13 protein-coding genes are annotated in these 10,628 nt (G+C 45.2%); 4 read left to right on the forward strand and 9 right to left on the reverse strand.

What is annotated here, in order from left to right:
- The first annotated feature begins 13 nt into the window (after positions 1-13).
- Entirely contained in the window at positions 14-931 is a 918-nt protein-coding gene (locus tag D0C36_RS17205) for an alpha/beta fold hydrolase (protein ID WP_117392905.1), read from the forward strand.
- Positions 932-1,135: 204 nt separating this feature from the next.
- Here the strand turns inward: D0C36_RS17205 and D0C36_RS17210 are convergent, their stop codons facing one another.
- The 4 genes from D0C36_RS17210 to D0C36_RS17225 form a co-directional block, all read right to left on the reverse strand.
- On the reverse strand, positions 1,136-2,056 hold the full coding sequence (locus D0C36_RS17210; protein ID WP_117392906.1) for a helix-turn-helix domain-containing protein: 921 nt from the start codon (positions 2,054-2,056) through the stop codon (positions 1,136-1,138).
- A gap of 20 nt (positions 2,057-2,076) precedes the next feature.
- Positions 2,077-3,003, reverse strand: coding sequence for an NAD(P)H-binding protein (locus D0C36_RS17215; RefSeq protein WP_117392907.1), 927 nt, complete (start codon positions 3,001-3,003; stop codon positions 2,077-2,079).
- Positions 3,004-3,009: 6 nt separating this feature from the next.
- Positions 3,010-3,900 (reverse strand): SDR family oxidoreductase, encoded by an 891-nt coding sequence (locus D0C36_RS17220; RefSeq protein WP_117393599.1) that lies wholly within the window; start codon positions 3,898-3,900, stop codon positions 3,010-3,012.
- A gap of 153 nt (positions 3,901-4,053) precedes the next feature.
- Positions 4,054-4,482: a hypothetical protein gene (locus tag D0C36_RS17225; protein WP_117392908.1), complete on the reverse strand. Its 429-nt coding sequence runs from the start codon at positions 4,480-4,482 to the stop codon at positions 4,054-4,056.
- Between the two features lie 156 nt (positions 4,483-4,638).
- On the opposite strand from D0C36_RS17225, the gene D0C36_RS17230 reads away from it, so the two are divergent.
- Positions 4,639-5,202: a thioredoxin family protein gene (locus D0C36_RS17230; RefSeq protein WP_117392909.1), complete on the forward strand. Its 564-nt coding sequence runs from the start codon at positions 4,639-4,641 to the stop codon at positions 5,200-5,202.
- Positions 5,203-5,225: 23 nt separating this feature from the next.
- Here the strand turns inward: D0C36_RS17230 and D0C36_RS17235 are convergent, their stop codons facing one another.
- Positions 5,226-6,317: an MBL fold metallo-hydrolase gene (locus D0C36_RS17235; protein WP_117392910.1), complete on the reverse strand. Its 1,092-nt coding sequence runs from the start codon at positions 6,315-6,317 to the stop codon at positions 5,226-5,228.
- A gap of 128 nt (positions 6,318-6,445) precedes the next feature.
- Here D0C36_RS17235 and D0C36_RS17240 point away from each other — a divergent pair, with 128 nt between their 5' ends.
- Entirely contained in the window at positions 6,446-6,841 is a 396-nt protein-coding gene (locus D0C36_RS17240) for a hypothetical protein (protein WP_117392911.1), read from the forward strand.
- A gap of 18 nt (positions 6,842-6,859) precedes the next feature.
- Here the strand turns inward: D0C36_RS17240 and D0C36_RS17245 are convergent, their stop codons facing one another.
- The 4 genes from D0C36_RS17245 to D0C36_RS17260 form a co-directional block, all read right to left on the reverse strand.
- On the reverse strand, positions 6,860-7,432 hold the full coding sequence (locus tag D0C36_RS17245) for a hypothetical protein (RefSeq protein WP_117392912.1): 573 nt from the start codon (positions 7,430-7,432) through the stop codon (positions 6,860-6,862).
- A 53-nt stretch (positions 7,433-7,485) separates the two neighbouring features.
- On the reverse strand, positions 7,486-8,037 hold the full coding sequence (locus tag D0C36_RS17250) for a PAS domain S-box protein (protein ID WP_117392913.1): 552 nt from the start codon (positions 8,035-8,037) through the stop codon (positions 7,486-7,488).
- Positions 8,038-8,163: 126 nt separating this feature from the next.
- A complete protein-coding gene (locus tag D0C36_RS17255) occupies positions 8,164-8,634 on the reverse strand; it encodes a DoxX family protein (protein ID WP_117392914.1) in 471 nt (156 codons plus the stop codon).
- Positions 8,635-8,730: 96 nt separating this feature from the next.
- Positions 8,731-9,879: an FAD-dependent oxidoreductase gene (locus tag D0C36_RS17260; protein WP_117392915.1), complete on the reverse strand. Its 1,149-nt coding sequence runs from the start codon at positions 9,877-9,879 to the stop codon at positions 8,731-8,733.
- 256 nt (positions 9,880-10,135) lie between these two features.
- Here D0C36_RS17260 and D0C36_RS17265 point away from each other — a divergent pair, with 256 nt between their 5' ends.
- The gene (locus tag D0C36_RS17265; protein ID WP_117392916.1) at positions 10,136-10,477 is read left to right on the forward strand and encodes a hypothetical protein; all 342 of its coding nucleotides are present in this window, start codon (positions 10,136-10,138) and stop codon (positions 10,475-10,477) included.
- Positions 10,478-10,628 lie beyond the last annotated feature (151 nt).

Genomic DNA, 10,628 nt, shown 5'->3' on the forward strand with positions numbered 1-10,628 from the left:
ACAATAAACTAACATGAAAACAAAACGACTATTAATTACGCTGCTTTTAGCAGCTTTTATCGGGAATCTTTATGCGGCAACTTCACCGGCAAATCCCCCTTCTAATTTTAAACATCAATACGCCACGGTGCACGGTGTAAAACTGCACTATGTAATAGGCGGCAAGGGCGAACCATTATTACTAATACACGGCTTTGGGCAAAACTGGTACATGTGGAACCGCCTGCTGCCCGAGCTTTCTAAACATTTTACCGTGATAGCACCGGATATGCGCGGCGTTGGCGAATCTCAAAAAACTACTGCGGGATATGATAAGAAGAACATGGCGGTTGATATGCACGAGCTGATGCAAAAGCTGGGCTATAAGCACGTAAACGTTGCCGGCCATGATATTGGCCTTATGGTAGCTTATGCCTACGCTGCACAATATCCCGCAGAGGTTAAAAAGCTGGCTTTGATGGATGCCCTGCTGCCTGGCATTGAACCCGTATGGAGCCAGGTGAAGGCCCAGGCATGGTGGTTTGGTTTTTTTGCGCAGCCGCATGCAGGCGAATTGGTAGCTGGCAAAGTAGGTTTGTTCTTAACCGATTTTTGGCCGGTGGTTGGTTTCCAAAAAAATGCATTTACTGCGGCAGAACGTAAAGAGTTTATCCGCGCATACTCCGTTCCGGGTGCTACTACGGGGGCGTTCCACTGGTTTGGTTATTTTGACCAGGATGCGAAAGACAATGTTGCGTTTGCAAAAAACAAACTAACCATGCCTGTTTTAGCCATGGGTTCTGATCATTTTGCCGGTGCTTTCCTGGCCGCACATACCCGCCTTGTTGCAGATAATGTTACCGAATCCATCATCAAAAATTCGGGGCATTGGGTGGTGCAGGAAAATACCCCTCAGGTTCAAAAAGATCTGCTCGATTTCTTTTTAAAGTAAGCCCATGTTAGCGATATTCATCTGCACGCACTTGCTCATGTTGGGCAGCGTAGCAATAATGACTTTTGAAGTAATGACCGGTGACAGGGGGCTACCAGCAAACTTGTAAAATAAAAGGGCTTCGGCATTAATAGCCGAAGCCCTTTTTAATAAGACGGTCTTTCTGTTAGTTAAATCTTTTGCGACTTAAAGCTTTTCCGGATTTTAATTGAACGAGTGCCTGAACTCCATAGGCGAGAAACTGGTTTTGGTTTTAAACAACTTACTGAACGATTGCAGGTGCTCAAACCCCAGCTCATAAGCTATCTCGCTAACGGTAAGGCTGGTGGTTGATAATTTTTCTTTTGCCAGATCAATCAGTTTATTGTGCAAATGCTGCTGGGTGTTTTGACCGGTAAGCGATTTAAGCAGACCGCTCAGATAGCCCGGTGAGATATTAAGGCTCTCTGCTATCCACGTTACGCTGGGCAGGCCTTTTTGCGCAAGGGCACCGCTGTTAAAATAATCATCAAGCAGGTCTTCCAGTTTGGTGAGTATTTCGTGGCTGGTAATTTTACGGGTGATGAACTGCCGCTGGTAAAATCTTTCCGAATAGGTAAGCAGCAGCTCCAGCTGGGCGATGATCACGCTTTGGCTAAAACGGTCAATATTGGCGTTGTATTCCTGCTCAATGTTTTCGGTGATGGCCGTAAGCATGGTTTTCTCCTTATCAGACAGGTAAAGCGCCTCATATACCGAGTAACCAAAAAACTCATATTGTTTAATATTCTTAGCCAGTGGGGTGTTCCAAAGCAGATCGGGATCTATCAGCAGCATCCAGCCATCGCGCTTGTGGTCGGCGTTTTTATCTATCTCGATACTTAAAACCTGCCCCGGCGACATGAAGAACAGTACGCCCTCGTCAAAATCGCTGGGTTGTTGCCCGTATTTAAAGGTGGCGTTCTTTACCTTTTTCATCGATACCGAGTAAAAATCATAGATGATACTGAACGCACCATCGGCCAGCGGGCGGGTAACATCCTGCATGCGTACTAAGCTGATAAGCGGATGTGCCGGTGCAGGCAGACCTGCCGCGCGGTGATATTCGGTAATGGAATGAAAACGGTGTAACTGCTGGTTATTCATCGCTTAATAATTAAAGGTCGTTATTTCTGCTGATAAACTGAGGCAAACTCCTTTGCAAAATCTGCCAGTTTTACCTTACCCATTTTGGGTTTTGCCTTATGGAAATTCTGCAGCGTTTTGCCGCTGTGCATGGCGGCACCCATCTCTATCAATGTTTCGGCCAGCTTTTCGGGCACTTTGGCCATCCTCAAACCTTGCAGCATGTCCTTATCAGAAAGGCGCACCCATTTTAACCAAGGTTTACCCACTGCCGCACCAATAATGCGCGCCGCCTCGTTGCAGGCCATCTCCTCGCTGCCTACGTAGCGGATGTTCTTTTCGCGGGGTTGCAAAACCAACTCTTCCGCAACGGCATCGGCAATATCTTTTGGCGATACAAATACAATACGATCATCACCGCCATAGTTACCCATCAGCAGGCCGGTTTTGCCGCTAAGCAATGCCCCCAGACCCAGGTAACGCAAGGCCAGGAACTTTCCCATCAACCCCTTGCCCTTTATCAAATCTATCGACTGATAAAAGTTGGTATAGAAAGCCGCAGGGCGCATAATGGTGAGCGATGTATTCAACCCATCAAACAAATGTTCAATATTCTCGTCCTTCACCAGATCGGCTGCCCAACCGCTTAGCAGCACCACGCGCTTTACTCCGGAAGCCTTAATGGCTGTTATATAATTCTGCGTGGTGTTGTGCATGTACGCGCCAAGGTCGGGTTCGGTAAAGCTGAGGGGGATCATGGCATAAACCGCATCTGCACCTGCAAAAGTATCGGTAAGGAAAGCAGCATCAGCCATAGAGCCGATAGCCGCGCTGGCGCCTAATTCTTTTATTGCCGACTGCTTGTCAGCATTGCTGCTTACTACGGTTACCTGATGGCCATCGGCTACTAATTGTTGCGTTAACGGCAGGCTTATGTTACCTAAAGAACCGGTTACAATAATTTTCATGACAGGTTATTTAGTATAAATGCCGTTAGCAATATCCTGTAACAGGGTGCTGTGAGTAGGTTCCCAGCCCAGTGTTTTCTGCGTCCATTCGCTTGATGCAGGGCAATCGATACCGGCCATGTAGGCAAACCAGCCAAAATGTTCTGCAGCAGCTTCGGGCGCTACAGAAACTACGGGAAGGTTCAATTCTTTACCAATAGCCTCTGCAATCGCTTTTACGGTAATGCCTTCTTCGGCGGCAGCGTGGTAGCGTGCTTCAGGTTCGGTATTTTCTAATGCAAGGCGGAAAACTTTTACGGCATCCAGACGGTGCACGGCGTTCCATCTGTTTTGCCCGTCGCCAATATAGGCTGATACACCTTTTTCGCGGGCTATGTTAACCAATATGGGGATAAAGCCATGTTTATCATCATCGCCATGTACTGATGGTGATAAACGCACAGCTGCCGCGCTTACACCTTTTTTTGCAACCTCATCGGCTGTTTGTTCTGAGGCACGTGGCCATGTTGGGCTTACCGGCGGTTTTACATCCTCGGTAACCAATTTGCCAGGGCTGGCCAGCGCCGTGCCCGATGCTACCAAAAATGGCTTATTGCTGCCGGCCAATACATCGCCAATAGTTTCAATGGCTGTTTTATCTATGCGGCATATCTCTTCCAACCGGCTAAAATCATGTATAAAACCGGCATGTATAACACCGTCTGCAGCGGCAGCCCCGCTGCGCAGGCTTTCCAGGTCTTCCAGATCACCGTGGTGGGCTTCGGCGCCTGCCGCTATCAGTTTTTGGGCTGATGCATCTGAACGGGCAAGGCCTAATACCTGGTGGCCTGCATTAATTAACTCCTGCACAATGGCAGTTCCTATAAAGCCAGTGGCTCCTGTAACAAATACTTTCATGGTTGTATGTTTTTTGTTGATACAAAGTTGCACAGATGCCAGGCGCCGCATTTATCCAAATCTGCGATATGCTTAGCCGAAACCCATAAACCGCAAAAAATAAGCCCCGTGACGGATCATCACGGGGCTTGTTTGCTCAATCAGTAATAAGGTTTACTCAAATTTATCGGCAACTACCTGTATCTTTTTGCCTTTCATTTCTTCGGCCTCAAATAGCAGGGTTACTTTGCCGCCTTTGCCCTCGATGGTTACGGTGATATGCTTATCATCGCCCTGGCCGGAGATAGTTGATTTTATTACCGTTTTGCCTTCTTTGTAAGGCACCTTCCAGTCGCAGGTTTTAGAAGTGATCTTACCGCTCATCTGCGGGTCGTCGCCCGGCTCAATGGTAATATCAGTAGGGGTAATAGTCACTTTCACGTCCTCGGCTTTGGTGCGTGTTACCTCACCTTTATCATCCAAAAATGACGTTTCTGATGAAGTAAGCATAACGGTTTTATCGCATTGCGCGAATGTAATTTGGGTAGCTCCAAAAGTTATAAATGCTGCAGCTACGAGTGTTTTTAAAATTTTTGATTTCATGATATAAGGTTATTTATATAGCAAAGATATATGTTTTAAATAGTATTATGCAATACATAGTAGTAATTTTTATTTGTTTCTATTTTCAAGGTGTTAAATGCATTGTATACATCATGCGTGTTACCGTAATTTGCATTACCGGTAATTACCACAATCATGAACTACGCGCAATACCAAAGCATCTTTGATACCATCCTTAACAGCGAAGATCCCGTTTATCCGTACAACGATCCAGAGTATCTGAAATACGTTAAACTTAATAAAGCGCGTATGAACCGTTGGGATAAGCAATTGGTTTTGAGCGAAGAACTGTTGCGGGCCATTGGTGATTTAACGAAACCTCAACAATGGATCATCATCACCGAACCATGGTGCGGCGATGCCGCGCATACACTTCCGTTTATGATAAAGATGGCCGGATTGAACGATAAGATAAGCTACGACATCCAGTTAAGGGATAGCGAGCCTTTTCTGATCAACTCCTATTTAACCGGCACTGCCAAAAGTATCCCCAAATTTGTTGTAAGGGATAGTACAGGTGCTGATGTTTTTGTTTGGGGCCCGCGTCCGCAGGCTGCTCAAAAAATATACAACGATCTGAAAGCTTTAAATGCAGACCACGATGTAATATCCGAAGCTTTACAGCAATGGTATAACCAGAATAAGGGCGTATCTTTTATGGATGAATTAACGAAGTTGTTAAGCATCGGCCATAAATAATTTACTGCCGGATGTTTGGCGGCTTACTTAAAATCCCACCAAACATCTGTTTTTGGCGGATCGCCGAGCATGTAGGGTTCGCCAATTTTGGGTACGTTGAGTAGGATATTTGCCTTTTGCGCGGCGGGTACCAGTTTTTCTATCGCTTCATTCCATGGGTGTGCAGCTTCTACAAATTTACCCCAGTGTATGGGTTGCAGCATGCCGGCTTTTAGGTCAACGGCTGCTTCCGCCGCTTTACCCAACCAAAGGTGAGTCCAGGGCCAGTTGGGGCTGTACTGGCCCGCTTCCAGAAAGGCTATATCAAAAGGGCCATAAGTATCGCCTATCTTTTTAAATTGTGGCCCATAGCCACCATCGCCGCCGTAAAACAGTTTATAAGCATCTGTTTGTATCACGTATGATGCCCACAGCGTTTTGTTCTCGCTGGAGTAGGTGCGGTTACTTTTATGCTGTGCGGGTGTGGCAGTTATCTGCAAGCCGCTGGGCAGGGTAGTGCATTCGTCCCAGTTCAGTTCAATGATCTTTTTGGGATCAAAACCCCAGTAGATAAGGTTTGAGCCAACACCCATGGGCACCACGGCTAACTTTATTTTGTTTTTTAAACGTTTAAGAGTGCGGTAATCAAGATGGTCATAATGGTCGTGCGAAATCAGGAGCACATCTATCGGCGGCATATCCTCTGCCTGGTAATGCCCCGTGCCGGGGAAAGCCCTTATCAGCCCCGGCACCGGCCCGGCGTGGTTGCTGAAAATCGGATCGATCAAAATATTGCCCTGCATGGTTTTTATCAGTAACGACGAATGCCCAAACCACACCACAGTTGGTGCCGGCGAAGCCAGTTTATTCAGGTCGGTTTTAACCCATGGCAGCGGTTTTGATGGCCTTACAGTTTTGGGCTTATGCGTACGCAAAAAAAGGAAACTACGTTTGCGGGTAGTATCGGCCTGTTCGGCCAGGTTTTCGAATGATCCGTTCTTATAGTTAGGCAAAGCCTGCAGTTTGGCGAGCGCATCACCATCGGGATTACGGCCAACCGATTTAAACAAACGGCAGCCTGCAAGACCCATCAGCACCATCAAAAAAAATAAAATACCCAACCGGCTCCTTATCATATCCTTATGCGTGCAAATAACGCACCAATGGGCAGGAATATTTTATGTAACAACGAAACGGAAATAATTAAATACTTATTAATCAATGCGATCAATATTGATTATCTTGTATAACAAATTACCTCAACATGAAAAAGCAATACATTTTCTTTAGCCTATTAATTGCGATAGGGGTTATCGCTATATCATCATTTAAATCTGTTAACAAATCCGCACCTGCTAATTGTATGATGGCTGTTACATACAGCGAAATGGCAATGATACAGTTTAAGAAAGCCTACAAAGCCAAAACTATTGAAGCGGCGCAACCATTTATAAAAAAAGGAATGGAACAGGTGCAACAGGCATCGGCTTACGCAGTACAATGCGATTGTACACAATCTGAAAGTAATGCCTTAACGGCTTATGGATTCGGCAAAAAGGCTTTAGATGCTACCGAATTAGAAAAAATGAAACCAGAAGCAAAAAAAGCTATGGACCTTTCTATTACTGCAATGGCGGCCGCGCAACGTTGCGATAAATAACGGGGGCAGGATTATTTATTAGATCTTCGCTTGATCAATGCTTTTGGAGTGCTGCTTAGGGTAAGCCATTGCATTTTTTATCAGGACGATACTTATTACAACAATTGCTATTAAATAATAGTAGCATGGCAGTACTTGGAAAAAGAACCTTAAACTCTTAGACATTTCATCTGAAAAATATATGCCGGATGTAAAGTCGGTTTTGATAGGGCTCGACCAGTATCTTCCAAAATAGATGATGTTAAAAAGTGCGTAAACAGCCGTTAGCAAAAATAAGATATGCTGTTTGTGCCGTTTAACAGATATCATAGCAAGTAGTACTATGCTTGATACGAAGGTAAGCTGAATATTTAAAGATGGATATCTTTCGGCAACTATCACGTTACCCACAGAATCAATCAATAAATAAATGCCCAATATTGCCATGAGGATATTAAGGCCGCGTTGTTTAAATAATAAGATTGCCCCAAGAAGTAACAGCATTTCAAAATTACCTGAACGAAGCTCCAGTTTGTGTTGCCATAGCAGGATAAGCTCCCAAATAAAAACGATGATAAGCGGTACTAAAAATATCTTATTTAAATGTTTCAAGATGACAGGTTAAGTTTGATAAGGATAAAGATAAATTAATTCCTAATCTACCCTTACCCGTTTTCCACCATACACATCAAATTGCCGCCCTTTTTGCTCACAATTAAGTGGCATGAGGTACTTATGCTGATGGTACTGCCATCTTTTTTATTATGGCGAAAAGGAATGTTTTTGTTGATGCCTGCTTTGAGGCTTTTCAATGTAGTATAGGTATCTATCTTATGTTCAGCAGGGCAAATATCCAGCAGGTTCATGCGCAGAAACTCCTCACGGGTGTAGCCGTACAGGTTAATGGCGGCTTCGTTCACATCGGTAAAAAGCATGGAGCGGGCATCGGTTATCCACATGGGGTGGGGGTTATCTTCAAAATAGGTACGGTAACGTTTGCTGCTATCTGCCAGCAACGAGGTATGGTAGCGGATAAGGTAAAACAGGAATATGCCGGTAATTAAAACGTAGGCAACGCCTTTTATACTGCTCAGGAAAAGGATAATGTTAAGGTCGATATGCTCATGCATGGCAAGCAGAAGCTTGTCGCTCAGGGTTATCCAAAGTATACCCGCTATCACATAAATAATGGCAATTTTAAAAGCGCCCGACCTCATATCAATTGTTAAATATACATTTTTAGGGTGGTTCAGGCGTAAAGCTATAACTACGTAATACGCTATTGGTTCAGTTTTATTGTAAAAAAGCCTTTACACTTATGTAAAGGCTTTTTTTATAACGGTTTAGCTTTCGTGCAGATGTTTTTGATGGTCATTACTTTCTCGGATCCATGCATCAGCAGAGAACGGCCCCGAGCCTACTATCCAAACCACCACCAGTAACATGAATACCAGTATGGATAACCAAAGCTCGGAGTTGAGGAAGCTAAGGCCGTGGGTGGCGTTTACAAAAACGATGGCACCCAGCACTATCGGCATCTGTATCACTACTGATAGGCGGGTGAGTAAGCCCATCGTGATCATGAGCCCGCCGATAACGTGCGCAAATGCCACTACGTGGATCAATACAACCGCCATCAGGCCCGAAAACTCGATGGAACTTTTGCTAAAGATCCAGTCCTGCTGTACTGCCGTGCTGCTGATAAAGATAATGCCTTTTGCCAGGATAATTAAGCCCAGTATAATCCGTACATAATCCAGCCAGCGCGGGTGATGTAGGTCGCCCCAGTGTTCAATTCTGCGAACAGTGTTCATGATAACCTCCTTTTAATGTTTGTAATTGGTATTAAACAAGTTACGAACATTATTTTATTAAAAGGCAAGTTTTACCGTTTACTTTTCCACTATAGATTACGCTCCACCAAAAAAGGCCAGCATTTGCTCCAGGCCATCCGGTGAGTGCATCACTTCGGTCTGTTGCAGGGTAATATCTGCCGTTTCAGAAGCCCGCTTGCGCATGTTGGCCTCATAATGGGCAATGGCGCTTTGGGTATCAGTAAAATCAGCGTTGGTTAAACTATCGGCCAGTTCAAGCGCATCCAACATGGCCATGTTAACGCCTTCGCCGGCGTAGGGCGGCATCAGGTGGGCGGCATCGCCTAAAAGGGTTAAATTGTCTTGTGCAGGCCAGTCCTGATCTAAAGGCATGCAATACTGCGGGCGGGGGATCAGCTTTGGTTCGGCATTGTCAAAAAGCTCCAGCCAAATATCGCCCCAGCCTTTAAACTCGCGCTTAAACCATTCTGCCACCTCATGCGGTTTGGTAAAATCAATACCAGATGCCGTTGCCCAATCGGCTTCACTTTTAAAACCCACATAAAAGGCAATGCTGCCATCACCTTTAGAACTTACGATCAGGGTATGCGAATCGCCGAGGGTAAAGATCTTGCCGCCGTTCAACAGTTGGTTTACCCGCGGCGCTTTTTGGGCAGCATCGTAAACGGCACCTTCCACAACTGTCATCCCCACAAAAAATGGCTGGATAGGGGTAAGGCAAGGGCGCACTTTAGAATTGGCTCCATCGGCACCTACAACAATATCTGCTTCTGCAACGGTTTCGTTTTTAAACGTGATGGTCCACTTGCCATCCGTTTGCTCCATGGATGAGAATTGACTATCCCAAACTACGGTGCCAGGATGCAACGAATCAAGCAGGATATCGCGCAGCGGGCCACGGTCTATCTCGGGGCGGGCATCTTCACCGGTGCGGCTTTCTTCATCGCGCAGCAAAACCTTGCCGGTTTTATCAGTTATCACCATCAGGTCGGCACCGGGGCGATAGTTAGCTTCAAAGGCCGGCATCAGTCCGGCGGCTTCAAGAGCTTTTAATCCCGATTCATAATGTAGGTCTAATGTAGCGCCCTGCACGCGCACCGTGCGGTGGGTATCGCGTTCGTAAACTTTAACGTGCGCACCGCGCATTTGTAATAAGCGAGCCAGTGTAAGCCCGCCCGGGCCGCCACCTATAATGGCTATGGTTTTGTTTTGGATGGATGACATGTGGTTGTTGTTCTATTCTATATTTCTTTTACAATGTCATTTCGAGCGAGCCAGGCGCGGGCTTTTTGCACACTGGGGGGCGGCGAGAAATCTTCTACGTGCGATACTAACGTTTCAGAAGATTTCTCCTCGCTGTCGCTCGTTCGAAATGACAGCATTGTTTATAAGTACAGACGACCCATCATCCGAAATCTTTTAAAAAACTATCCGTTTATACGCTATGGGCATTTTCCCAATTTTATCCTAATTTAAAGCCATGAAAAAGCTTATTGCAATAGCCTTATTTATAGCTGCCTTTAGCACAAAAGCATCGGCACAAACATTCTCCGAAGAGGATTTTAGAGCCAACCTTGGCAAAACCAAAACCCTTTGTGATGTGGTAACTTCTATCAAGATATTTAATGATACACTTACGCTTATAAATATGGGTGCAAATTACCCCAACCAAAAGTACACCATAGCCGTAAAAGGCAATAAAATAACGCTGGATTGGGCTAATTTGAAAGGCAAGACCATTTGTGTTACCGGCGTGTATGAGTTACATAAGAACCGCCCCGAAATTGTGGTTGCACAACCTAATCAGATTGATGTTAAATAATTATTAGAGAGGCTTTTTTTTGCTTAGATGAAATTTGTGTGAAAAAAATAACACGGCTTTTAATCCGGTAAGTTTTAAATTTTCTATCTTAATCCCGTCTAAAACCGTCACAAAAATGTTACTGGCTGGTTATTATAACCAACCAGGTATG

Origin of the sequence: Mucilaginibacter conchicola, from assembly GCF_003432115.1 — a bacterium.
GTDB classification, from domain to species: domain Bacteria; phylum Bacteroidota; class Bacteroidia; order Sphingobacteriales; family Sphingobacteriaceae; genus Mucilaginibacter; species Mucilaginibacter conchicola.

What these genes read in the sequence shown, in the direction of transcription:
- D0C36_RS17205 (WP_117392905.1), top strand. Translation starts at nt 14, where the DNA reads ATGAAAACAAAACGACTATTAATTACGCTGCTTTTAGCAGCTTTTATC.
- D0C36_RS17220 (WP_117393599.1), bottom strand. Translation starts at nt 3,900, where the DNA reads ATGAAAGTATTTGTTACAGGAGCCACTGGCTTTATAGGAACTGCCATT.
- D0C36_RS17235 (WP_117392910.1), bottom strand. Translation starts at nt 6,317, where the DNA reads ATGATAAGGAGCCGGTTGGGTATTTTATTTTTTTTGATGGTGCTGATG.
- D0C36_RS17240 (WP_117392911.1), top strand. Translation starts at nt 6,446, where the DNA reads ATGAAAAAGCAATACATTTTCTTTAGCCTATTAATTGCGATAGGGGTT.
- D0C36_RS17260 (WP_117392915.1), bottom strand. Translation starts at nt 9,879, where the DNA reads ATGTCATCCATCCAAAACAAAACCATAGCCATTATAGGTGGCGGCCCG.
- D0C36_RS17230 (WP_117392909.1), top strand. Translation starts at nt 4,639, where the DNA reads ATGAACTACGCGCAATACCAAAGCATCTTTGATACCATCCTTAACAGC.
- D0C36_RS17210 (WP_117392906.1), bottom strand. Translation starts at nt 2,056, where the DNA reads ATGAATAACCAGCAGTTACACCGTTTTCATTCCATTACCGAATATCAC.
- D0C36_RS17265 (WP_117392916.1), top strand. Translation starts at nt 10,136, where the DNA reads ATGAAAAAGCTTATTGCAATAGCCTTATTTATAGCTGCCTTTAGCACA.
- D0C36_RS17255 (WP_117392914.1), bottom strand. Translation starts at nt 8,634, where the DNA reads ATGAACACTGTTCGCAGAATTGAACACTGGGGCGACCTACATCACCCG.
- D0C36_RS17225 (WP_117392908.1), bottom strand. Translation starts at nt 4,482, where the DNA reads ATGAAATCAAAAATTTTAAAAACACTCGTAGCTGCAGCATTTATAACT.
- D0C36_RS17215 (WP_117392907.1), bottom strand. Translation starts at nt 3,003, where the DNA reads ATGAAAATTATTGTAACCGGTTCTTTAGGTAACATAAGCCTGCCGTTA.
- D0C36_RS17250 (WP_117392913.1), bottom strand. Translation starts at nt 8,037, where the DNA reads ATGAGGTCGGGCGCTTTTAAAATTGCCATTATTTATGTGATAGCGGGT.